At 70.9% G+C, this 23,136-nt stretch carries 21 protein-coding genes; 6 read left to right on the top strand and 15 right to left on the bottom strand.

The genetic code is table 11. From position 1 onward, the window contains the following. The first annotated feature begins 96 nt into the window (after positions 1-96). The gene (gene rraA / locus IMZ11_RS22915) at positions 97-567 is read left to right on the top strand and encodes a ribonuclease E activity regulator RraA (RefSeq protein WP_228644401.1); all 471 of its coding nucleotides are present in this window, start codon (positions 97-99) and stop codon (positions 565-567) included. A 548-nt stretch (positions 568-1,115) separates the two neighbouring features. Next, positions 1,116-3,290, top strand: a complete 2,175-nt coding sequence (locus IMZ11_RS22910; RefSeq protein WP_228644398.1) for a M4 family metallopeptidase — start codon at positions 1,116-1,118, stop codon at positions 3,288-3,290. A gap of 129 nt (positions 3,291-3,419) precedes the next feature. Here IMZ11_RS22910 and IMZ11_RS22905 read toward each other — a convergent pair whose 3' ends face one another. The 3 genes from IMZ11_RS22905 to IMZ11_RS22895 are packed head-to-tail and all read right to left on the bottom strand — an operon-like array spanning position 3,420 to position 6,555. Beyond that, positions 3,420-4,580, bottom strand: coding sequence for a sulfotransferase (locus IMZ11_RS22905; RefSeq protein ID WP_228644397.1), 1,161 nt, complete (start codon positions 4,578-4,580; stop codon positions 3,420-3,422). 20 nt (positions 4,581-4,600) lie between these two features. Beyond that, the gene (locus IMZ11_RS22900; RefSeq protein ID WP_228644396.1) at positions 4,601-5,377 is read right to left on the bottom strand and encodes an SDR family oxidoreductase; all 777 of its coding nucleotides are present in this window, start codon (positions 5,375-5,377) and stop codon (positions 4,601-4,603) included. Then, the gene (locus IMZ11_RS22895) at positions 5,377-6,555 is read right to left on the bottom strand and encodes a hypothetical protein (RefSeq protein ID WP_228644395.1); all 1,179 of its coding nucleotides are present in this window, start codon (positions 6,553-6,555) and stop codon (positions 5,377-5,379) included. The genes IMZ11_RS22900 and IMZ11_RS22895 overlap by 1 nt, the downstream gene beginning before the upstream one ends. Before the next feature lie 88 nt (positions 6,556-6,643). Between IMZ11_RS22895 and IMZ11_RS22890 the strand changes: the two genes are divergently transcribed. Further along, positions 6,644-7,573 (top strand): IclR family transcriptional regulator, encoded by a 930-nt coding sequence (locus tag IMZ11_RS22890; RefSeq protein WP_228644394.1) that lies wholly within the window; start codon positions 6,644-6,646, stop codon positions 7,571-7,573. Here IMZ11_RS22890 and IMZ11_RS22885 read toward each other — a convergent pair. Continuing rightward, positions 7,530-8,012, bottom strand: a complete 483-nt coding sequence (locus IMZ11_RS22885; RefSeq protein WP_228644393.1) for a nuclear transport factor 2 family protein — start codon at positions 8,010-8,012, stop codon at positions 7,530-7,532. The genes IMZ11_RS22890 and IMZ11_RS22885 overlap by 44 nt on opposite strands. 275 nt (positions 8,013-8,287) lie before the next feature. Between IMZ11_RS22885 and IMZ11_RS22880 the strand changes: the two genes are divergently transcribed. Then, a complete protein-coding gene (locus IMZ11_RS22880; protein ID WP_228644392.1) occupies positions 8,288-9,085 on the top strand; it encodes an SDR family NAD(P)-dependent oxidoreductase in 798 nt (265 codons plus the stop codon). Between the two features lie 32 nt (positions 9,086-9,117). Here the strand turns inward: IMZ11_RS22880 and IMZ11_RS22875 are convergent, their stop codons facing one another. From IMZ11_RS22875 to IMZ11_RS22865, 3 genes are all read right to left on the bottom strand, one after another. Beyond that, complete coding sequence (locus IMZ11_RS22875; protein WP_228644391.1) at positions 9,118-10,110, bottom strand: sporulation protein; 993 nt, start codon at positions 10,108-10,110, stop codon at positions 9,118-9,120. Between the two features lie 103 nt (positions 10,111-10,213). Continuing rightward, entirely contained in the window at positions 10,214-10,855 is a 642-nt protein-coding gene (locus IMZ11_RS22870) for a response regulator transcription factor (protein ID WP_228644390.1), read from the bottom strand. Then, the gene (locus IMZ11_RS22865; protein WP_228644389.1) at positions 10,843-12,825 is read right to left on the bottom strand and encodes a histidine kinase; all 1,983 of its coding nucleotides are present in this window, start codon (positions 12,823-12,825) and stop codon (positions 10,843-10,845) included. Before IMZ11_RS22865 ends, IMZ11_RS22870 begins: the two co-directional genes overlap by 13 nt. Before the next feature lie 140 nt (positions 12,826-12,965). On the opposite strand from IMZ11_RS22865, the gene IMZ11_RS22860 reads away from it, so the two are divergent. Continuing rightward, on the top strand, positions 12,966-13,328 hold the full coding sequence (locus IMZ11_RS22860) for a hypothetical protein (protein ID WP_228644388.1): 363 nt from the start codon (positions 12,966-12,968) through the stop codon (positions 13,326-13,328). A gap of 56 nt (positions 13,329-13,384) precedes the next feature. Here IMZ11_RS22860 and IMZ11_RS22855 read toward each other — a convergent pair whose 3' ends face one another. The 8 genes from IMZ11_RS22855 to IMZ11_RS22820 all read right to left on the bottom strand — a co-directional run bounded on the left by IMZ11_RS22855 (position 13,385) and on the right by IMZ11_RS22820 (position 21,832). After that, entirely contained in the window at positions 13,385-13,798 is a 414-nt protein-coding gene (locus IMZ11_RS22855; protein ID WP_228644387.1) for an aconitase X swivel domain-containing protein, read from the bottom strand. Further along, complete coding sequence (locus IMZ11_RS22850) at positions 13,795-15,093, bottom strand: aconitase X catalytic domain-containing protein (protein WP_228644386.1); 1,299 nt, start codon at positions 15,091-15,093, stop codon at positions 13,795-13,797. Before IMZ11_RS22850 ends, IMZ11_RS22855 begins: the two co-directional genes overlap by 4 nt. Before the next feature lie 15 nt (positions 15,094-15,108). Next, positions 15,109-16,398, bottom strand: coding sequence for an FAD-dependent oxidoreductase (locus IMZ11_RS22845; protein ID WP_228644385.1), 1,290 nt, complete (start codon positions 16,396-16,398; stop codon positions 15,109-15,111). 24 nt (positions 16,399-16,422) lie between these two features. Then, a complete protein-coding gene (locus tag IMZ11_RS22840; RefSeq protein WP_228644384.1) occupies positions 16,423-18,105 on the bottom strand; it encodes a dihydroxy-acid dehydratase in 1,683 nt (560 codons plus the stop codon). A 6-nt stretch (positions 18,106-18,111) separates the two neighbouring features. Further along, positions 18,112-18,903: an ABC transporter permease gene (locus tag IMZ11_RS22835; protein WP_061258906.1), complete on the bottom strand. Its 792-nt coding sequence runs from the start codon at positions 18,901-18,903 to the stop codon at positions 18,112-18,114. 3 nt (positions 18,904-18,906) lie between these two features. Next, on the bottom strand, positions 18,907-19,755 hold the full coding sequence (locus IMZ11_RS22830) for an ABC transporter ATP-binding protein (RefSeq protein WP_228644383.1): 849 nt from the start codon (positions 19,753-19,755) through the stop codon (positions 18,907-18,909). A gap of 26 nt (positions 19,756-19,781) precedes the next feature. Then, the gene (locus IMZ11_RS22825) at positions 19,782-20,867 is read right to left on the bottom strand and encodes an ABC transporter substrate-binding protein (protein WP_228644382.1); all 1,086 of its coding nucleotides are present in this window, start codon (positions 20,865-20,867) and stop codon (positions 19,782-19,784) included. Between the two features lie 179 nt (positions 20,868-21,046). Then, the gene (locus tag IMZ11_RS22820) at positions 21,047-21,832 is read right to left on the bottom strand and encodes an IclR family transcriptional regulator (RefSeq protein WP_228644381.1); all 786 of its coding nucleotides are present in this window, start codon (positions 21,830-21,832) and stop codon (positions 21,047-21,049) included. 191 nt (positions 21,833-22,023) lie between these two features. Between IMZ11_RS22820 and IMZ11_RS22815 the strand changes: the two genes are divergently transcribed. Then, positions 22,024-23,136: a CapA family protein gene (locus IMZ11_RS22815; RefSeq protein ID WP_228644380.1), complete on the top strand. Its 1,113-nt coding sequence runs from the start codon at positions 22,024-22,026 to the stop codon at positions 23,134-23,136.

The raw sequence follows: 23,136 nt of genomic DNA, 5'->3' as shown, positions 1-23,136 counted from the left end.
CCCATGGCCCACCCATCGCCCACCCATGGCCCCACCCATGGCGGCACCGGCGCCCGCCCGCAGACGAGTGCCCGACCTTCCCCGAAAGGCTCCATGATGACCATCGCCACCGCGGACCTCTACGACGAGCGCGGCGCGGACCTCGACTCCTGCGACCTCCAGTTCCGGCAGTACGGCAAGTGCCGGGCCTTCCACGGCGTCATCGCCACCGTCCGCTGCCACCAGGACAATTTCCTGGTGAAAGCCACCTTGTCGGAGCCCGGCGACGGACGGGTCCTGGTCGTGGACGGTGGCGGTTCGCTGCACACCGCCCTGATGGGCGACGTCATCGCGGGCCTCGCCGTCGCCAACGGCTGGTCCGGGGTCGTGATCAACGGCGCCGTCCGGGACGTCGCCGCCCTGAGTCTGCTCGACGTCGGGATCAAGGCCCTCGGTTCCAATCCCCGTAAGAGTGCCAAGGAGGGGACCGGCGAGCGCGACGTCCCGGTGACGTTCGGCGGGGTCGTCTTCGTCCCGGGGGCCGAGTTGTTCAGCGACGACGACGGGATCCTCGTGACGAGGAAGTGACCCGCGGCCGCGCGACCGTAATCCGCGTAACCCCTCCGGCCATAAATGCGGCCTTCCGTTACGGAACGCGTTGACCGGGGTTTTAACGCGTACATTTCCATCGTGTCGATTTCCGGCGCGGTGAAATGCCGACGACCGGCGCCGAGGTCGCTTTGCCGCTCTCCTTTCCGCAGCGCCGGGACACTTGATCTACATCGTAAAGGCGCCTGGCGGAACCGCCGCTCAGCAGGCGGCGGCGTACGCGCCGTCCCCGCGAGGTGACCTGACCGCGCCGTCGAATCCGCCGCCGACCTGCATGTTTCGGTACGCGTCGGCGGGCGGGGCGGGCGTGTTCGCAGGTTGGGACGCTCGCGGGCGGAGATTCATACCGGCCGTCGGGTGGCCGTAATTACCTGGAAACACTTCGGCGCCAACGGCCTCCTTCCGCAAATTCCACTATTATTTGCCAGCTTATTGACAGCTTTGTCAAGGTCGGGTCAAACTTCGCTCGTCCCAGTCACCTCACAGGTGATGCACCCCCCATGTGTCACACAGCGAAGGAGCGTCGGGTGAAACGCACTGCCGCGTTCGCGCTCGTCACCACGGCCGCGGGTCTGCTCGTGGCCCTGTCCCCCACCGCCTCGGCGGGCGCGGCTCCGGCCGCCGACCCCGCCCAGGCCGCACGCGGCGCCGACCGACTGGTCGACGCCAAGCCGCCCGCCCTCCGCCCCTCGGCCAAGGACGGGTTCCACCGCGACAAGGTCGTCGCGAGTCAGGGCGGTCTCAACTACGTCGCCTACTCACGCACCTACAGCGGACTGCCGGTGTACGGCGGAGACTTCGTCGTGGTCACCGACGCCAAGGGCGGCGTGCTGAGCACGTCGGTCGCCCAGGAGAAGGCGCTCAGCGTCGGCACCACCCCCAAGCTCACCGCCGACCAGGCGACGGAGGTGGCCCGCGCCCAGCTGTCCGAGGTCACCACGTCGTCGGCGCCGCAGCTGACCGTGATGGCGCAGGGCGCCGGACGGCTGGCCTACGAGGTCGTCGCCGAGGGCACGCGTGACGGCCGGGAGAGCAAGCTGCACGTCTTCGTCGACGCGCTGACCGGCGAGGTCGTGGAGAAGTCGGACGAGGTCGTGGCCGGCCAGGGCAACAGCTACTACAACGGCAACCCGGTCACGATCGGCACCACGTCAGGAACCACGTTCTCGATGGCCGACCCCGGCCGCTCCGGCATCCGCTGCGGCGGACAGAACGGCTCCACCTACACCGGCAGCGACGACGCCTGGGGCAACGGCTCCGGCACCGACCTGGAGACCGGCTGCGTCGACGCGCTCTTCGCGGTCGGCAAGGAATGGGACATGCTGCGCGACTGGCTCTCGCGCGACGGCATCAACGGCACCGGCGGCGGCTTCCCCGCCAGGGTCGGCCTCGCCGACGTCAACGCGTACTGGAACGGCAGCTACACCAACTTCGGCCACTCCCAGGACAACCAGCGTCAGGCCACGCCGATCGACGTGGTGGCCCACGAGTACGGCCACGCCATCTTCCAGTACACCCCCGGCGGTTCGACCGGCACCAACGAGAAGGGCATACTCAACGAGTCCACCGGCGACATCTTCGGCGCGCTGACCGAGCACTACGCCAACGAGCCCGCGGGCCTCGACACCCCGGACTACAGCGTGGGCGAGGGAGTCAACCTCGTCGGCTCCGGCCCGATCAGGTACATGCACAAGCCGTCCCTGATCTCCGGCAACCCCGACTGCTACTCGTCCTCGGTTCCCCCGATGGAGGTCCACGCCGGCGCGGCCATCCAGAACCACTGGTTCTACCTGCTGGCCGAGGGATCGAACCCGACCAACGGAAACCCGGTCAGCCCGACCTGCGACAGCTCCACGGTCACCGGGCTCGGCATCCAGAAGGCCGGCCAGATCTTCATGGGCGTGCTGAACCGCAAGACCTCCACCTGGACCCACACGCTGGCGCGCAAGGCGTCCCTGGAGGCCGCGCTCCAGCTGTTCCCCGGATCCTGCACCGAGTTCAACACGACCAAGGCGGCGTGGAACGCGGTGAACGTGCCGGCGCACGCGGACGAGCCCGCCAGCTGCAGCGTCGGAGGCAATGAATTCTCCATGACGCTCAGCCCGACGTCGGCCACCGTCCCGGCCGGCCAGCAGACGACCGCCACGATCGCCACGGCGACGACGTCCGGCACCGCGCAGGGCATCACCTTCACGGCGACCGGCCTGCCGAGCGGCGTCACGGCCTCGTTCTCCCCGTCGTCGGTGACGTCGGGCGCCTCGTCGACCATGACCCTCACGACGACGACGTCCGCCGCGTCGGGCGCGTACTCGGTCACGGTGACCGGAACCGGCGGATCGGCCACCCACACCGCGACCTTCGCCCTCACCGTCACCGGTGGAGCGAGCACGTGCAGCGGCAAGCAGAACACCTACTCCGGCACCCTGTCCTCGGGGTCCAGCGTCTACCACCCGAGCACCTCCGGATTCCAGGTGACCACCTCCGGAACCCACACCGCCTGCCTGGACGGGCCGACCGGCGCCGACTTCGACCTGTACCTGCAGAAGCGGAACAGCCTCGGCACCTGGACGACCGTGGCCAGCGGCACCTCGTCGGGACCGGATGAGTCCTTCTCCTACACCGGCACCGCCGGCTACTACCGCTACCGCGTCTACGCCTACAGCGGCAGCGGCGCCTACACCCTGGGGTACGACGCCCCGTAACACGAGAGGATGACGTCCCACCGGGCCCCGGCGGCGCGAGCCGCCGGGGCCCTCCGGCTTGTCCGGTCAGCGGGGCAGCGGTCAGGTCGGCGGCTCAGCGGGTCAGGTCACTGGGGGCAGGTCAGCGGATCAGCGCGCGATGCTCGTCAGATAGTCGGCGAACCGCTCGTCGATCTCCTCGCCGGTCAGGCCGAAGTCCGACAGCTCGTACCGATGCGCCGGCCGGCCCGCGCCCGAGCGGCTCTCGTCGTGCAGCCGTGCCATGGCCGTACGCGCGGCCGCGTCGAGGGGCAGCCCGAAATGGGCGTAGACGGCGTCGATCGTGCCGAACGGGTCGCGGACGAAGTCGTCGTAGTCGACGTCGAAGAACCGCGCGGGGTCGTGCTTCGCCCGCTCGGCGCGGAACCGTTCGAGGCCGCGGCTCCACAGATCCAGCTGGTCGCGCCCGATCACCGCTTCGGTGAACACCTCCGACCAGCCCTCGGTCGCGTGGGCGGCGAGGCTGCACATCGAGGCCATCGCCGTACGCGGGGAACGGTGGGTCTGGATGACCAGCGCGTCGGGGTAGACCGCCATCAGCGCGTCGAGCGCGAAGAGGTGGCTGGGGTTCTTCAGCACCCAGCGCCGCCCGGCGTCGTGGAGCCCGATCAGCCGCAGGTTCCGCCGATGCCGCCGGTAGGCCGGCGTCCAGTCCCGCGTCTCCAGCCAGGCGGAGTACGTCGGCAGGTGGGCGAGGCATTCGAAGGAGATCGACCGCATCGACTGGCGCAGCAGTTGCCAGCACTCCTCGACCATGTCGGCCGACATGTAGTGCACGCCCATGAACTCGGGGTTCTTCACGTGGTGCCGCTCGTAGCCGGACTGGACGGCCTGGAACAGCGGGTTGTCCGCCCACGTCTCGCGTGGCGGGCGCGGCTGCGGCATCTCGGTCAGCCACACCTCCAGCCCCTGATGCGCCGGGTCGGCCGTGAGGAGCCGGTGCAGCGCGGTGGTGCCGGTCCTGGGCAGGCCGGTGACGAAGATGGGCCGCTCGACGCGCACGTCCGCGTGCTGCGGGTACCGCTTCCACGCCGCCTCCGACAGCAGCCGGGCGGTCAGCGCGCCGCGCAGGATCGCGCGCTGCGCCTTGGCGCCCCGCGGTGTGAGCGCCGCCTCCTCGGCGTAGGAGCGCAGCAGCATCTCGAGGCCGTCGAGGTAGGCGTCCTCGCCGAAGTCGGTCAGTCCGGTGATCTTCGCGGCCGAGGCGTGCAGGTCCTCGATCGTGCCGACATCGTCGCGTCCTGTGGTCATCGCCGCGGATCCTCCCGGGGTCAGTGGTGCCACTCGCCGCAGTTGACGTCGAGGCACTGCCCGGTGACCGCCCGGGCGAGCGGGGACAGCAGGAACACCGCGGCGTCGGCGATCTCGTCGGGTTCTGGCAGCTTGCGCAGATCCGTCGTGGCGGAGGTCTCGTCGTACACCTGCTGCGCCGTGACGCCGCGTTCCTTGGCGAGGAAGTCGAAGTACCACTTCAGGTTGTCCGCCCAGATGTAGCCGGGCGCGACGGAGTTGACCCGGACGCCCCGCGGCCCGAGCTCGGTGGCCAGGCTTTGCGCGAGCGCGAGCAGGCTGGCCTTGGCCATCTTGTACGCGCCGAAGGTGCGCCGTGAGTGCCGCAGCACCGCCGAGTTGATCATCACGACGGAGCCGCCCCGCTCGGCGAGCGCGGGCGTGAGGAGCCGGGTCAGCCGCAGCGCGGCGAGCACGTTGGTCTCGAAGCCGGCGCGTACCGCGTCGAGGTCGACGGTGCTCAGATCGGTCAGCGGCGGGATCGCGAAGGCGTTGTTGACGAGGCCGTCGACCCGGCCGTACGACTCCAGCGCCGCCTCGACCAGCCGCAGGCAGGACGCCTCGTCGTTGACGTCGGTCGGTACCCGCAGCGCGCGGCGGCCGAGCTCCGCGACCTCCGCGGCCACCTCGGCCAGCCGCGACTCGGTCCGCGACGCCAGCACCACGTCGGCGCCGGCCCCGGCGCACCGGAGCGCCAGGCCGCGGCCGAGGCCCGGCCCGACGCCCGAGATGACGATGACCTTGTTCTCCAGCAACATCAGCCCAGCATCCTTCTGGCGACGGCGACCTGGCGTGCGGCGATCCGGTCCGCCCACTCCCGTGGGTTCACCCGTTGCCGCTCGTAGTGGGGCAACCGCTCCGGCAACTCGTCGAACGGGACGACCTCCACTTCGGGGCCGTCGTCCGGCTTGAGCTCGCGCGCGAGCCGCTGCCAGCGGATCTGCAGATATCCGCGGCGGTGCCCGGTGCGCTCGATCCAGTTGGCCAGGCCGGGATCGCGCTCGCTGACGACGTAGCGGATCCTGCCGTCCGGGTCGACGCGCGCCTGATCGGCGGTGAGGCTGGTCTGGTGGTTGATGTAGTCCAGCGAGATGTACCACATGCTGCCGAGCTGGAAGCCCTGGTACGGCGCCTGCGCGCGCGCGGCGGCCGGCACCGTGATCACCATGACCTGGTCGTCGTCGAGGTCGTAGTGGCCGACCGATGAGTACTGCGTCGCGAGGCCGCCCGGGGTGAGCCGCGGCTCCGTCATCGTGTTGACCGGCAGCGTGAGGTAGTGCCACTCCGGGAAGGCGAGGAAGGTGCGCAGCCGCGAGACCAGCATCTTGCCGGCCACGTCGTACCGCCTGGCCATCCTCTCCGCCGGTATCGGCGGGGGAGCGGATCCGAGCGTGCCGGCGCGGTGGATGCGGATCTCGCCGGGCCGTTCCGTCCCCCAGTCGCTGAAGACCTCGCGCACCACCAGCATCGACGAGCCCGGTCCGAGCGTGAAATGGTTCGGGCCCGCGTCCGGTCGCGCGGGGCCGAAGCGCAGCTCGTAGGAGCCGTCCGCGGCGATCTCGATGTCTCTGTCGTCGAACGCCGTGAGGCTGTCGGGCGACCGCGACGGCGAGTAGTCCCCGTTGAGTACCTGGAAGCTCAGGTCGGCGGTGGTGCCGCGACGGCCCGTGACGACGTACTCGGCGTCGTCCCGGATGTAGGCGTGGAAGTAGAGGGTGTCGGGATTGTCCAGACCGAGCTTGGTGTACGGCCCGGTGGAGGCGGCGAAGAACGGGAAGTCGCGCTCGTAGGCCCAGACCATGTGCAGCGACGCCTTGATGCTGCCGGCGAGGTAGTCCAGGCCCTCGGCCAGGTCCTGCTCGGTCCGCACGTGTGGCGCCGAGCGGATGATCTGCTCGGCTTCGGCGATCGCCTGGGCGAATGACTGGGTGGCCACCGGACCCCCTCGGATCGCGGTACAAATATGTACCGAAGCGGTAGGTTGTCTTCCAGGTGAGAGTAGAACTCGTTCTAAGGAGTGGTCAATGGCGATGGCCCGGCGCTCACCGCCGACCAACCGTGTGGTCGCCGTCCTCGACCACCTCGTCGCGGCCCGCGGCCGCCGCCTCGGCCTGTCCGCGCTCGCCCGCGAGCTCGGCATCAGCAAGCCGACGTGTCTCGGCATCGTCACCGAACTGGTCGCGGCCGGCTATCTGGTGCGCGACCCGAGGACGCTGACGTACGGCCTCGGCCCCGCTCTCGTCGCGGCGGGCCGGGCCGCCCAGCGGAGCTTCGTCGCCGGTGACGTCGCGCGGCGGCACCTGGCGCCGCTGGCCGAGCGGTATCACGCCACATGTACCGCGTCGGCCGTCGTCGGCGACGAGATCATGGTCCTGGAGGCGGTCGCCCCGCCGGACGCCGCGCCCGTCAAGGTGGGCGAGCGTTACCCGTTCGCCCCGCCGGTCGGCCTGATGTACGTGCTGTGGGGTCCCGACGCAGAGCTCGACCGCTGGCTGGCCAAGGAGCCGACGCTGCCGGTGCGGATGGATCGCGAACATCTGCGCGCGGTCGTCGAGCGGTGCCGTACGTCGGGGTATCTCGTGGAGAGCCTCACGCCGGCCGGTATGCGGCTGCACTCGCTGATGGCCGGCGTCGCCGCGTACGAGCTGCCGCGGGAGGTGCGCGCCCTGGTGGGTGAGATGGTGTCGAGCCTGGGGGAGCGCGTCTACCTCGGCGCCGACCTCAACCCGAAGGGGAGGCACCCGGTCAACCTGATCGCGGCACCCACGTACGACGCCGACGGCGGGCAGGAGTTGGTGCTGACCCTGCACGTCGGCGCCTCCGTCACCGGGGCCGCGATCGCCCGGCGCGGTGCCGAGCTCGTCGCGGCCGCCGACGCCGTCACCGCCGAGCTCGGCGGCGCGGCGCCGGTCAGGTCGCGGTGGGCGTCGCCCAGCGGTTCCCCGTCAGCCTGAGGCTGGGCAGGTCGTCGAAGGACACGGTGAGTTCGTACGTCCGCCGGTGGCCGGTGCCGCTGATCCGCCACCGGCCGTCGGGGCAGCGCCGGTAGGTGTCCGAGTAGTAGGCGGACCCACGGATCAGCAGGCGGTGCGCCGTGACGATGACGGTGTCCTCGAGGCACCAGGTGCCCGTGGCGTGGTCGCCGTCCACCTCGATCTCGGGGTGGCTGACGAGGTGCGACGTGATCATCCCCGGCCCGAGGTTGGCGCGCATGTAGCCGACGATGGCGTCCCGCCCGACCAGGCGCAGGGTGTCGCGGAGCACGGGGGCGTCGTACTCCGCCACGGCGTCCTCGGTGAAGGCGTCGGTGAAGTCGTCCCAGAGCTTGAGGTCCAGGCAGCGCAGGTAGCGGTACTTCGCCTGGCGGATCTCTTCGAGCGTGGTCAGATCCATGCGTCACAGCATGCTCGACCGGCATCCGGTTGGCAAGAACGTGTTCTATTTTCGCTGCCGCGACATCGACGATCCAACGGCGACGATGATCGAGACGCCGTCAGAGGCCCCATACGTCCAGCAGGCGCAGCCGGCCCACCGGGCGGGGCTCACGAAACACCTCCGCCGACCGCTCCGCCGACCACCGGAAACGGGCGGGAAACTTTCGCCGTGGATCGGGCCTCGCCGCCCCGCCCCGGCGAGCCGTCGTTCCAGTGCCGGGTAGGGGTGAAACCATGCTGATCGACCTCACCGGCAGGACGGCCTTCGTCAGCGGCTCGACCCAGGGGATCGGCCGCGTGATCGCCGCGCGGCTGGCCGCGGCGGGCGCGGACACCACGATCAACGGACGCGACGCGGAACGCGTCGAGGCGGTGGTCGCCGAACTACGTGCGGAGCGGCTGCCGGGCACGCGGCTCGACGGTGTGGCGGCCGACGTGTCCACGCCGGAGGGCGCCGCCGCGGTCGTCGATCGGCTGCCGTCGGTGGACATCCTCGTCAACAACCTCGGCATCTTCGCTCCGCGCCCGGTGCTGGAGGTCGACGACGACACCTGGCAGAGATTCTGGGACGTGAACGTCATGTCGGCCATTCGGCTGACGCGCCACTACCTGCCCGGAATGCGTGACCGGGGCTGGGGCCGGGCGCTGTTCATGGCCAGCGACTCCGCCCTGGTGATCCCCGAGGAGATGGTCCACTACGGCGTGACGAAGACGGCGCTGCTCGGCGTTTCGCGGGGCTTCGCCAAGGCGATGGCCGGTACGGGCGTGACGGTCAACGCGGTGATCGCCGGGCCGACGCACACCGAGGGCGTGGAGGACTTCGTCCACGCCCTCGTCGGCGACGAACTGCCCTGGGACCGGGCCCAGGCCGAGTTCATGAAGCGGCACCGGCCGGCGTCGCTGATCCAGCGCCTGATCGAGCCGGAGGAGATCGCCGCCATGGTGGTCTACCTCAGCTCGGACCACGCCTCGGCGACCACGGGCGGGGCGTTGCGCGTCGACGGCGGCTACGTGGACAACATCGTTCCCTGATCCGGCTGATCTCCGCGGGCCGGCCGCGGCGGCTACCAGTCGCCGCCGTCCTCTTCCTCGTCGTCCTCGAAGATCTCCTCGATGACCTCGCCGACGACGAGGCCGCCGACGACGCCGGCGACTCCGGCCGCGGCGACGGCGCCCCAACCGGGCCCGCCTCTGTGCTCCTGGTACTCGTGGTGACCGTGGCCGTAACTGTGGCCGTAAGGGCCCTGATGTTCAGCCTCGGCGTATCCGTGGTGGCCGTGGCCGCCGCCATAGTGGGCCAGGCCGGTCAGCCAGCGGTCGATCTCGCCGGCCCAGTCGGTGCGCAGCGCTTGGTCGTGGCTGACCTGGAAACGGCCGATGGCGTCCCCGGAGCCATAACGGCCGGCGCGCTTGTCGGCCTCCAGGACGATCTCCAGCCCCGCCGGGTCGGCGACGAAGGTGACCTCGACCTCGCCGACGACCCCGGCGTGGTGGGCGGGCGGGTAGAACTCGATCTCCTGGTAGAAGGGCAGCTCCTGGTGCACGCCGTAGATGCGCCCGGCCTCCAGGTCGGCGGACTTGAAGTGGAAGCCCAGCTGCTGGAACGCCTGCAGGACGCGCAGTTGGGAGGGGAGCGGCTCCACCGCGACCGGGTCCAGGTCGCCCTTGTCGACGGACTTGGCGATGGCCAGCTCGGTGCGCACGCCCAGCACCATGCCGGCGAGGTGCCGACCGGCGATCTCGCTGATCGGGGTCTCCCACGGCATCGGGATGCGGAAGTCGACGACGCGCTGCTCACCGGCGCGGAGCGTGAAGGGGCCCGACGCCTGGACGCGGAAGAACTCCCCGAGGCCGCTCTGCTCACCTTCGCCGTGCTCGATCTCGACCCGCGCCACCAGGCCCAGGACGATGTGCTCGATGTCGGCGTCGAAGTCGCCACCCCTGAGCCGTACCTCACCGGTCAGCAGCCCGCCGGGCTGGATCCGCGGGGTGGAAAGAACGGTGTCCACCGAGGGCGCGCCGACGCCGAAGGCACCCAGCATCCGTTTGAAGACCACGGCTTCTCCTGTCGAGATCGATTGTTGTCCGCGCCTCCCTTAACGATCAACGACTGGGCGTGGTTCCACCGGCGCCGGCACCTGGCACACCCGTCGCGAGGCTCTAACGCCGGTTGAGATAGAGGAGAACGGCCATCACCCGGCGATGATCCTCAACGGAGCTGGCCAGGCCGAGTTTGGTCAGGATCGAGCTGACGTGCGTCTCCACCGTACGGTCCGTGAGCCAGAGCCGCCGGGCGATGCCGACGTTGGTGCGGCCCTCCGCCATCAGCGCCAGCACCTCGCGCTCGCGTACGGTCAACGCCGCGAGGGGATCGGCCGCACGGTGGCCGCCGATCAGCCGGGCGACGACCTCGGGATCGAGGGCCGAGCCGCCGGACGCCACGCGGCGCAGCGCGTCGAGGAAGTCGTCCACGTCGAAGACCCGGTCCTTGAGCAGGTAGCCGAACCTCCCCTGTGACACCAGGTCGACGGAGTGCCGGGTCTCGACGTGCTGAGAGAGCAGGACGATCCCGAGCCGTGGATGGGTGTCACGGATCCTGCGGGCCGCGCGGGCGCCGTCGTCGGTGAGATCAGGCGGCATCCGGATGTCGATGATCGCCAGATCGGGGTCCGCGGAGGCGACGGCGGCGATCAGCCCGGGGGCGTCCTGCGCCTTGGCCACCACGTCGTGTCCCGCGTCCTCGAGCAGGCGCGCCAGCCCCTCGCGGAACAGGGCGGAGTCCTCACCGATCACGACGCGCACGGCAGCACCGCCTCCACGAGAGTGCCCCCGCCCGCCGGACTGGACAGCCGCAGCGCGCCTCCGGCGGCCTTGACCCGGTCGGACAGCCCGGACAGCCCGGCGCCGGGACGTATCGTGGCCCCGCCGGGGCCGTCGTCGCTGATCTGCACGGTGACCCGATCTCCGCGCCGGTCGACGTGGACGCCGATCGCCACCGGACCGGCGTGCTTGACCGCGTTGGTCATCGCCTCGCTCGCCACGTAGTAGGCGGTCATGGCGACGTCCTCCGGCAGGTCGTCGGCGGAGACGTCGAGCGTCACCGGCACCGGCGCCTTGCCGGCCAGCATGGCGAGCGCGTTGCCGAGCCCGTCGTCGAGGCTGCTCGGCCGCAGCCCGTGGGCGATCTGCCGCAACTCCGATACGGCCAGGGCCAGTTCGGCGACGGAGCGGTCCAGCAGGTCGTCGACGTCGACCGCGCCGTCGGAGAGGTGGCGTTGCGCCAGCCGGATCGCCATGCCCAGGGAGACCAGGCGCTGCTGCGCTCCGTCGTGCAGGTCGCGTTCGAGCCGCCGCCGCTCCTCGTATCCGGCGTGCAGCAGCCGGGTGCGGCTGGCCTCGGCCTCGTCGAGCGCGCGGGTGACCTCGATCCGCAGCCGGACCACCTCGACGAGCAGCGCGCTGACCGAGGCCAGTTCGCGCAGCAACTCCCTGCTGCCGGTGGTCCCGCGCACGATCGCGCCGATGTCGTGCCCTCCGAGGCGTACGGGGGCCACGTGCGCCGCGCCCGGGTCGATCGGGTCGCCCACGGCGTCGACCAGCACGGATGTGCCGGGTAGCCGATAGCCGACACGGAGCATCGGGTCGCGCAGGGCAGTGCGCAGCGACGCCTCCAACTGCTCCGGCCGCGCCTGACCGGTGTGCGTACGGTGGCGCAGTTCCTCGATGGCGCTGAGCGCCGCCTGCCGCGCGGGGTAGAAGCGCCGGTCGACCCATCGCTGGAGCCGGGTGCGGAGCGGGGACAGCGCGGCGGCGCAGGCGGCGGTGGCCGCGGCAGCCGCGGCCGGTGAGGTCCGGCCGGCGCCGAGGCCGACGAGGAAGGAGGCGGCGGTGTAGAAGCCCAGCAGGATCGTGGTCACCACGCCGTAGGTGACGGCGGTGCTGATCGCCCGGTCGATGTCGTAGAGGTCGTGCCGCAGCACGGCGATCGCGGTCGCCGCCGGGATCGCCAGCGCGGTCGCGGCCAGGCCGGCGATCACCAGGTCGGGCACGTCGAAGAACAGGTAGCTGGCCCAGCACAGCAGCAACGTCAGCGGCAGGAAGCCGGCGCCGAGCGCGAACCACTTCAACTGTGCCCGCCCGACCTCGTCGGCCGCCCGCCGGTAGCGGGTCACGATGGCCGTCGTGGACGCGATCAGCAGCCCGAGGAAGACCGGCAACAGGGCGAGGCCCGCCACGAGCAACACCGACGAATAGGGCTCGGGAAGCCGCAGGAGGTGGGGCGTGTCCTGGAACGGCGCCGGGTACGGGCCGGGGTCGAACGCCGAGATGAGCGTGAACAGGACCGGTACGACCAGGAGCCCGGCGGCGGCCCGGCGCCAGCGCCGTCCCGGCAGCCGCCCATCGGGGAAGAGCAGCATGAGCAGCCCCGCCGGGACGTACAGGAACATCCAGCTGCCCTGCGACAGGGCCGAGTACAGCGCGGTGAACGGCAGGCCCGGCCGCCGGGCGACCGCCTGGTGGTACAGCTCCTCGACGGTGAGCCACACCGCCGTCCCGCCGACCAGCACCAGCAGCAGGCCGACCACGCTGTCCGGCCGGCGGGTGGCGACCAGCACGCCGAGCCCCACGGACGGCAGCCCGAACGCCACTCCGGCCGCGAGCACCAGGGCGGCGCCCCCGCCGCCGGCGAGGACGGCGAAGACCGCTCCGGCGCCCGCGAGGACGCACAGCGCACCCGTCACGGCGTACGCGTACAGGCGAGGAGTCAGCACGCCCTCACGTTAGGGCCGCGCGGGCGTGCAGTGAATACGTGCCAGCACGGAGACCGGTCCCGAGGCAGTCCCGATTCGCGGAGCGGGCGGGCGGCCGAGACTGCGGGCAGCACGATTTCCCCACCTCACAGGAGGACCGCATGAACCGCTCCAGAACGCTCGTCGCCGGATTGGTCGTGGCCGCGCTGCTCGGTCTCGGCGACGTGGTCACGCTGCCGTTCGGCGACGGCGAGCACCCCCCGTTCGCGATAGCCGTCGCGGGCGCCGTACTCGGACTGATCACCCTGGGCGGCGTGGTGCTCGCCTGGCGCGGCAGCCGCGCCGGCGCGGTCGCCGTGATCGTCAGCAGGCTGCTGGCGGGGCTCACCGCCGTTCCCGCCTTCTTCGTCGACGACGCGCCCGCCCCGGCGATCGGCATGGCCGCCTTCGGCGTCCTGGTCACCCTCGCCACCATCGCGATGATCGCGCCCGCGCTGCGGTCCCGAGCCGGTACGGAGGTCTGACCATGGTCACCGCGGACGCCTCACGCGCGGGCGGAGACGACTCCCGGACATGGGAGTCAGGAGGCCGGAGCCACGGTGAGAAGGCCCTGATCCGCGGCGACGACCACCCAGTCACCGGTTTTGATCACGTCCACCGGGTCGCGGTCGAACTCGGACATGGCCGGCACGCGGGTGACGACCGCGCCCAGTGCGGCCTTGGTCGTCATGGTGGTGAACACCATCGCCAGCGGTGCCGTCCCGAGCAGCCGGGTGCTCTGGAAGAACCCCGACCATCCGGACGATCCCTTGGCGCCGGGGAACACGAGCACCTTGCCGGTGAAGCAGACACCGAACAGCTCGTGGCGGCGCTCGATGATCGTCCCGGTGGCCGGATCGATGCCGCCCCAGCCCGAGATCGTCTCGTGGGACACGAGGGCCTCGCCCTCGGCGTATCCGGGGACGATTCCCCTACCCCTGAGCTCTATCGTCATCGCGCGGCCTCCACGGTCCGAAGGTCGCCGCGCCACCGGCCGGTGACGGCGGCGTCGACGCACTCCTCCAGGGTGCCGAACCACGCCTCGATGCCGAGGATGGCCGGGAGGTAGTGCGCCTGCTTCGCGGAGTCGGTCGCGAAGACCCGGGTGCCGGCGGGAGCCGACCTGGACATCGCGGGGCAGGAGTCGGTGAGGACCCTGCCGCCGGCCTCCTCGATCACCCGTGTGTAGCCGCTGCGGTCCGCCACGGAGCGGAGCGCGCGCGGGGTCATCATCCACAGCTCCGTCCCCGGGCTGAGCTTCCTTCCTTCGAGCGCCCGGGCCGCCCGCGCGATCTGGTCGAGGGAGGCGTGGGGGCAGCCGAGGAGGACGAAGTCCACGTCGGTGCTCGTGCCCTGGTTGTTCAGCGTCTCGTAGACCCCCCGGCGTTCACGCTCGCCGTACACCACGGGTTCGGGGACGCGTCCGCCGCCGAACGCGGCCTCCGGCGTCGGGGCCTCGGGGGTCGTGCCGGGCAGGTGATAGATCTCCACTCCGCCCGACGACGCCGCGGCGGCGCCGAAGTGCTTCAGGTCGCCCAGGTCGGGGCGGCGCAGATCGCCGACGACGACGGGCCTGGCCTCCTGCACGAGGTCGCCGACGAAGTAGCCGAACATGCCCCAGTCGAGGAAGCCGTCGACGGGCACCCTGGACTCGATCAGATGGGTGCCGTGGCGGTTCCCGGGCAGGTGGTTGCCCCAGTAAGGAATCCTGCCGGTCAGGGCGGCGGCCCCCGTCGAGGCGGTCCCCTCGCAGTTCGTACGGGCGCCCAGCACCGAGTTGCAGTACACCACGGCCGAGGACTCCATCCACGCGCAGTGCTCGCCACGCACCGGAAGGTTGCCCACCTGGTACGGCGTGCAGGTCGCGAGGATGTTCACCCCGCGGCCTCCGAAGAAGGACTCCGCGTCGCCCTGCAACTCGACCATCTGCGGGGGATAGGGGACGACGCCGAGCGCGTCGTCACCGAACCCGTGCTGGAGCTGGCAGGTGGGGACGCGCATCGGCGGGATCTCGATGTCGTCGTCGCAGTCGAGGTTGATCACCGAGAACGACTTCGCCCAGCCGCCCTCACGCACCAGCTTCGCCTTGACGGGCGAGGGTTGCGTCATCGTCCCCGCGACGTTCCGGGTCTCGCAGAGCCGTTCCGCGCCCAGCGCGTCGCCGTAGCGCACCAGCAGGTCCATCGCCGCGGCGACCGCGGGGCCCTCCGCCCCGTCGAGCATCGCCTTCTCCTCGTCGGTCAGTCTCACGACGTGCCCGCCTCCTCATCCCTCGACGTTGTCGTGGACCCGCTCGCGAAGCTCGGCGGGTTTGATCTCCTGGACGCTTCCGCCCCTGGCCAGGTCGAGGGCGTGCGCGGCCCCGACTCCCATGGCGGCGCACGGGCCCATCACGCGAACGCTCGACAGCGCCGCCGCGTCGCCGTCCACGCAACGGCCGGCGGCGACGAGGTTGTGCGCCCCGATGGGGACCAGGCTGCGCAGCGGCACGTAGTGCACGTGGTCCGGGCCGAACGTCTCCCACACGTAGCCCTCCACGCGGTCGTGCAGCTCGATCGGCCAGGCGGTGCGGGCGACGGCGTCGTCGAAGAACGTGCCCTGCCGTACCTCCTCGACGCCGAGCTGGTGCACGGCCGCGATCCACCGGGTCTGGCGGCGTCCGGGGAAGCCGTAGCTGCGCACCTTGGCGTCGCCGAAGGCACCGGGGAACTCGCCACGCAGGAACTCGACCACCCGGTCGGCCTGGGCGCGCCCTTCGAGTTGCGCCTCCGCCGCCCGGACGGCGTCCAGCGGCGCCTCCACGTGGGTCATGTTCATGACCGCGGTGTTGCGGCCGGGGAAGAAGAAGGCGAGCCCGTCACGGCGCACGAGACCGTACTGCTCCGCCTTCTCGTCCACCCGCGCCACGAGTTCGGCGGGGTCCGGCCGGTGGGTCTCGTCCAGGTTCTCCAGCCGGATCTGCTGCGACCCCCACACCGTACGCTCCGGGATCCGGCACGGCAGCCCGGCCTCCCACGTCAGGGCGGCGTCCCCTGTCGCGTCGACGAACCCCCCGGCCGCCACCCGTACGTCGCCGTGGCGGGTGGCGAAGTCCACCGCGCGGACGTGGCCGTCGGCGACGTCGACTCCGTGCACGGACGCGCCCAGGACGACCTGGATGCCGAGCCGCTGGACCAGGTTCTCGAACCAGCGGCCGAGCACGACCTCGTCGTAGCTGACGGTGATCGTGTGCGACTTGTTGAAGTAGATGTCGTCGGTCTTGCCCAGGTCGGCGAACATCTCGTCGAAGACGCCGTGCGTGAGCTGGCGGTACTCGGGCCCGTTGCCGAAGATCCCGCAGAAGAGCCCGATGAGCGAGTTCACGCACTGCCCGCCGAGGACGGGCAGTGCGTCGACGAGGGCGACGGAGCGGCCGAGCCGGCGCGCCTCGACGGCGGCGGACAGACCGGAGATCCCGGCGCCGACGACGCAGACGTCCGCGGCGAGCTGTTCGACGACCCGGCCCGAGGGCTTGGTCACCGTATTGATCTTCAGTTCGGTCAGAGGGTGAGGCATGCTTCTCCTGTCAGGAGTGTCGGTTCAACGTCCGCGGCCGCGGAGCGTCGCGCCCCGGTGCAGCGGCTCGACGTTGCGTGCGTAGATCGACAGCCATCCGGACGCGTCGGCCGGCGGCTCGTGCTCGCTCCGCCCGGCCAGCCGGCGATCGGTCTCGTCGGGCTCGATCAGCAGGTCGACGGTCCTGCGGGTCAGGTCGATCGCGATCTCGTCGCCGTCCTCGACGATGCTCAGCGGCCCGGTGACCGCCCCCTCGGGGCTGACCTCGCCGACGACGATGCCCTTGTTGACCAGCCCGGACAGCTGCCCGTCCGTGACGACGGCGACGCTCTCGGTCATGCCGGCGCCGTCGAGCGCGAACACGGGCTGGGAGGCCATGCCCATGCCGGGGGTGCCGACCGGCCCGAGACCTCTCAGCACGAGCACCTCGCCCGCGCGGACGTCGCCCCGCTCGATGGCCGCGACGCAGGAGAGGGCGTCCTCGAAGACCCGGGCCGGCCCGCGGAACGTCCTCGTCCGCCGCTCGGAGACGGAGAGCTTCACGATCGCCGAGTCGGGTGCGAGCGAGCCGCGGACCACGACGATCGTCGCCTCCCGCCCGCGCGGGTCGTCTGCGGGCCTGATGATCCGGTCGTCGCGCACCACGGCGGAGGCGGTGCGCTCCGCCATGGTCTCCCCGGTGACCGTACGCGCCGATCCGTGCACCCGCTCGCCGAGCTGGGCGAGGACGGCGAGGGTCCCGCCGGCGTCCTCGAACTCCTCGATGCTGTCCTCGCCGTTGGGCCGGACCGCCGACAGAGGGCGTACGGACTCCGCCCGCCGCTCGAACAACCGGTAGACGTCGACGTCGGATCCCGCCTCGCGCGCGATCGCCTGCAGATGCTTGACCGCGTTGATGGACCCGCTGACCGCGAGGGTCGCCGACACCGCGTTGGCGAACGCCTCGGCGGTCATGATGTCGCGGGGGAGCCGGGCGTGCTCGACGGCCTCCATGATGACGCGCCCGGACTCCTTCACCGTCGCCCACATGCGGTCGCCGTTGGCGCGGACCGGGGTCGAGCCCGCGATCGTCATGCCCAGCGCCTCGGCCACGACGTGCATGGTGTTGGCCGTGCCCATGCCCGTGCAGACGCCGGGGCCCGTGATGGCCCGCGCGCTCATGTCGCAGAGCCCCTCGAACGAGACCCGCCCTGACGCGAGGTGACCGGACTTGATGAACACCTCCTCGATGTCGACGCGCGCGCCGTCGTCCAGCGTTCCGCAGCTCTGGTAGCCGCACGAGACGATCAGCGTCGGGACGTTGATCCGCGCGGCGGCCATCAGCTGCCCGGGGGTGGTCTTGTCGCAGGACGCGAGGCAGACCATCCCGTCGAGCCGCGCGCCTTCGACGACCGCCTCGATGTCGTTGGCGATCAGGTCCCGACCGGAGAGGACGTAGCCGCCCCGGGCGCCCGCGCTCATGATGAAGTCCGTGGGGGCGACCGTCCTGATCTCGAAACCGACGCCTCCCGCGTCCCTGATCGAGCGCCGCACCTCGGCCGCGATGGGATCGAGGTGGCTGAAGCAGGGGGAGAGCCCGGACGACGAGTTCACGATCGCGATCTTGGGCTTCCTGATGTCCTCGTCGTCGAGGCCGAGCGCGCGCCACTGGGTGCGGGTGGTGGCCCAGCGCGGGCTGCCGACGGGGTGGTTGCTGCGCGGTTCCATGGCCGCTCACACCCCGTTCTGGCCGTAGACGGACTCGTGCCAGGGGATGAGGACCCGCTTGAGCGTGTTCACCACGAAGTACATGGCGAGTCCGATGACCGACAACAGGATGATGACCGCGAAGAGCTGCGGCGCGTCGAGCGCGTTGAGCGTCACCACCACGAGGTAGCCGAGTCCCTCGCTGCCGCCGAGGTACTCGCCGACGATCGTGCCGATGATCGCGAAGACGATGCCCACCTCCATGCCCGCCAGGACGTACGGCATGGTGCTCTTCAGTTCGAGGTGCAGGAACGTCTGCCAGCGACCGGCGTTCAGGCTGCGCATCACCTCGCGCTGCCCGGACTCGACCGACCGCACGCCGAGCTGGACGTTCAGCATGATCGGGAAGAAGGCGAGCATCGCGGCCATGATGACCTTCGAGGTGATGCCGAACCCGAACCAGATGACGAACAGCGGGATGAGGGCGACCTTGGGCACCACCTGCGACGCCACGATCATCGGGCGCAGGCTCCGCTCGATCCACGGCACCTTCCCGAGGACGACTCCCGCGACGACGCCGAACACCAGCGCGGCCAGGAAGCCGGTCGTGGTCTCCAGGACGGTGACACGAGCGTGGTCCCACGTGACCGGGTCGCGGACGACCGTGCCCAGGCTCTCGAACACGGCGCCGGGCCTGGGCAGGACCAGTTCGTTGACGTCGAAGGCGCGGACGAACACGTCCCAGGCGACGAAGAAGGCGATCAGCAGGAGAGGCGTGGTGATCCAGGGCAGCAGCCTCATCGATCTTCCGCGGGTCATGGCCTACTCCTCCTCGTCGAGCGCGTGCCTGAGGTCGCGCACGATGGCGCCGAACTCCGGCTCCGTCTGAACGTCGATCCCGCGTGGGCGGGCGAACTCCACCGACCTGACCTGCCGGATGCGTCCGGGGCGCGGGGTCAGATGGACGATCCGGTCACCGAGGAAGACCGCCTCGGTGATGTCATGGGTGACGAACACGACGGTGGCCTCCGTCGCGGCGGCGATCCGCTGGAGCTCGATGTTCATCCGCTCCCGGGTGAGGGCGTCGAGCGCCCCGAACGGTTCGTCCATGAGGAGCAGCTTGGGTTCGATGCTCAGCGCCCTGGCGATCGCGACCCGTTGCCGCATGCCGCCCGAGAGCTCGCGGGGATAGGACTTCTCGAACCCCTTCAGCCCGACCAGCTCGGCGAGCTCACCGGCCCGGGCCAGGCGCTCCGCCTTCTTCACACCGCGCAGCCGCAGGGGAAGCGCGATGTTGTCGGCCACCGAATACCAGGGGAAGAGGTTGGCCTCCTGGAACACCACGCCGAGCTGGTCGACCACGGCGGGGTCGACGTGCGACCCCTGCCACAGCGACCTGCCCTCGATGAGGACCTCCCCGGCGGTCGGGTTCACCAGCCCGGCGAGCGTGCGGAGCAGCGTCGTCTTGCCGCAGCCGGAACGGCCGATCAGCGAGACGAACTCCTTGTCGTGGATGGTCAGGTTGATGTCGGAGAGCGCCAGCGTGGTGCCGCGTTTGGTGTGGAACTCCTTGCTGATCCCCACCAGCTGGAGCTTCGGCGCCGAGGGGGCCGAAGGTTCGGCCGGAGGGCCCGCCACGGGCACGGTCATCGTCTTGGCGTCTTTCGCCACGGCTTCGGTCCTTTCACGGCTCTCGGCTACGCGGACAGGAGGCTGTTGTCGAGCCAGACCCGGGGATCGAGGCCGGAGGAGACCATCCCGGCCTTGACCAGTTCCTCGTAGCCCGTCGACCAGGCCTGCTCACCGGTGACGAGGAACGGGTCGGCGGGCTTGCCGCCCGTCCAGGCGTCGCGGCTCTGCCGGAGGCTGGCCTTGGCGATCTCGTCGTCGTCGAGCGTCGCGAACGAGTACGCGCCGCGCAGCACCTTCAGGGTCTCGTCGAGCGACTCGTCGGCGACCATCGCGGCGACGGCGTCGTTGATTCCGGCCAGGAACGCCCTGAGGTCGGCGGCCTGGGTCCGCACGTTCTCCTTCGTCGAGACGTACACCTGCGTGTCCGCGTTCACGTACTCGCCGGGATCGAAGACCGCCGCGTCGCTGTTCTGCGAGACCACGATGTTGGCGGTGTCCAGGCTGACCACGTAGCCGGCGATCCGGCCCTGCTGCACGAGGTTGAAGGTTCCGGGCGTCAGGCCGACGACCTGCCGCTTGACGCTCGTGGCGTCGAGTCCGCTGTTGCTCATGACCAGGCTCACGAGCTTGTCGCTCGTGCCGCCCTCCGACGGGACGCCCATCGTCTTGCCGGCGAAGTCCTCCGGCCGGTTCAGCGGGTTCTTCTTGCTGTACAGGACGCGGACGGTGGAGGCCCTCGTCAGGCTGCCGACGTTGACCATCGGCTGGTTGGTCTTGCCGACGGCGGTCACGAGGTCGATCTGCCCGACGCGGGTGACCAGCCCGGCTCCGGCCAGCAGCGTCTGCATCGCCTGCGGGGAACCCTTCACCGGCTGCAGCTTCACGTCGAGGCCGTGCTTCGTGAAGTGCCCGCCGGCCACGGCGAGGAGCTCCGGCGCCAGCGACAGCGTCTCGAGCGGGAGATAGCTCAGAAACGTGACGCCGCGAGATCCCGAGCCCGAGCCCGAGCCGGGGGCGGAGTCCGTACCGCACGCCGCCAGCAGAGTGGGGCCGGCGGCGGCCGCCGCGAGGGCGAAGGCGGACCGCCGGAGGAAGGAACGGCGATCGAGGCTCGGGGTGGCAACTGGCGGCCTGGGGGTGATTGGACGCACCGTGAGTCTCCTTATTCCACGTCGCGGACCGATGGGGGGTGGCCGCGACGCTCATGAGACTCGCGTCACCGTGCATGCGCCGACAATCGAGCTTTCCGGATATCGGAAGACTTATGGGGCGAAAATGGTCAGGTCGAAACGGTCAGGGCACCGGGTTTCAGGATTCGGCGTTTCCGGTTTCAGGGTGTCCGGGGCCGGTCGGCGACGGCGGAGGCGACCGTCGCGCCGAGGGCGTGGGAGATGCCCCGGGCCGTCGTCCGCACCAGATGCGCCAGGCGTACGCCGTGCGAGCCGGTGGGCGGCACGATCAGCGACAGCGCGGCGATGACGGTGTTGTCGGCGCCGTGGATGGGGGCGGCGACGGACATGTACTCGGGGTCGATCTGGCGGTCGCTCACCGCGTATCCGGTCCGCCGGATGTCCGCGAGGACCTGCCGCAGCTCACGCTCGTTCGAGTAGGTGCGGGCCGTGAAGGCGCGCAGCGGACCGGAGATGACCTCCTCCTGCAGGTCGTCCGGCGCGTAGGCCAGCAGGACGAGCCCGACCGCCGTCGCGTGCATGGCGTACCTGCCGCCCACGCGCGGCCGGTCGTGTTTCCTGTCGGGACTGGTGAGCCGCTCGACGAAGACCACCTCGTCCTTCTCGCGCACGGCCAGGTGGACGCTGCGCCGGGTGCTCTCGTAGAGGTCCTGCATGAACGGCATGGCGATGCGCTGCAGACCGACCGAGCGGGGGGCGTGCGCCGCGACCTCCCACAACCGCAGCCCGACCCGGTACTTCCCCGACGACTCGCGCTCCAGCGCGCCCCACTCGGTGAGCTCGCCGACGATGCGGTGCGTCGTGGTGAGCGGGATGTCGGTCTGGCGGCTGATCTCGGACAGGGTCATCCTGTCCGGACCGTGCTGGAACGCCTCGAGGATCCGCAGGGCACGGTCGAGGACCGAGCGTTGCTGGACGGTGGCCACCGGTGTTCCTCCTCACGCCGCCACCGGTCCGGTCGAGCGGATCTCCGATGGGAGCGGGGCGGCCATGGAGGATGTCCTAGCGACCCTCACTCCTCCACGTCAAGGCTGGTGAGACCCGGCCGGCGCACAACCGGTCTCCGGTCGACCGACCGGCCGGGCGGGTGGCCCGGGGCGCTTCCTAGCATGGAGGTATGGGCGCGGGCCTGGTGACGCTCTTCCTCTGCGGGGATGTCATGCTCGGCCGTGGTGTGGACCAGATCCTGCCGCACCCCGGCGATCCGGTCCTGCACGAGCCGTGCGTCGCCGACGCCCGGACCTACGTCGAGCTGGCCGATGCGGCGAACGGGCCGATTCCGCGCCCGGCCACCTTCTCCTGGCCGTGGGGCGACGCACTTGAGGTCCTCGACGAGGTCGCGCCCGATGTCCGGGTGGTGAACCTGGAGACGAGCGTCACGCGGAGCGGCGATTTCGCCCGGGGGAAGGGCATCCACTACCGGATGAACCCCGCCAACCTCCCCTGCCTGGTCGCCGCCCGGCCCGACGTGTGCGTGCTGGCGAACAACCACGTGCTGGACTTCGGCCGTTCCGGGCTCGCCGAGACCCTCGACTCGCTCGCCGCCGCCGGACTCCCGTACGCGGGGGCGGGGAGGAACGCGGACGAGGCGCGCAGTCCGGTGATCGTGCCGGTGCGGGGTGGCGGGCGGGTGCTGGTGTTCTCGTTCGGCATGGAGTCCAGCGGCATCGGGCCGGACTGGGCGGCGGCCGAGGACCGTTCCGGCGTCGATTTCGTGCCCGAGCCGTCGCTTGCCGCCGCGGCCGAGATCGCCGATCGGGTACGGCGGGCGAAACGGCCGGGGGACATCGCGGTCACCTCCATCCATTGGGGCTCCAACTGGGGGTACCGGGTATCCGGAAAGCAGGTCCGGTTCGCGCACGCGCTCGTCGACGGCGGCGTCGACGTCGTGCACGGGCACTCCTCGCACCACCCGCGCCCGGTCGAGCTGTACCGCGGCAGGCTCATCCTGTACGGCTGCGGCGATCTGGTGGACGACTACGAGGGCATCACCGGGTACGAGGAGTTCCGCGACGACCTGCGGCCGCTGTACTTCGTCTCGCTCGAACCGGGTTCGGCGCGGCCGGCCGAGTTGCGCGTCTCGCCCATGTGCGCCCGGCGCATGCGGCTGTGCCGCGCCACGCCCGACGACGCCGAATGGCTGCGCGCGACCCTCGACGACGTCAGCCGCGACTACGGGGTACGGGTCCGCCGCGAGCCCGGCGGCATGCTCGCCGTACGGGAGCCCTGA

The sequence above is a fragment of the Microtetraspora sp. AC03309 genome (assembly GCF_020826795.1).
Classification (GTDB): domain Bacteria; phylum Actinomycetota; class Actinomycetes; order Streptosporangiales; family Streptosporangiaceae; genus Microtetraspora; species Microtetraspora glauca.
Note: the sequence above shows the minus strand (reverse complement) of the source record. Positions and strands in the feature narration are given on the sequence as shown.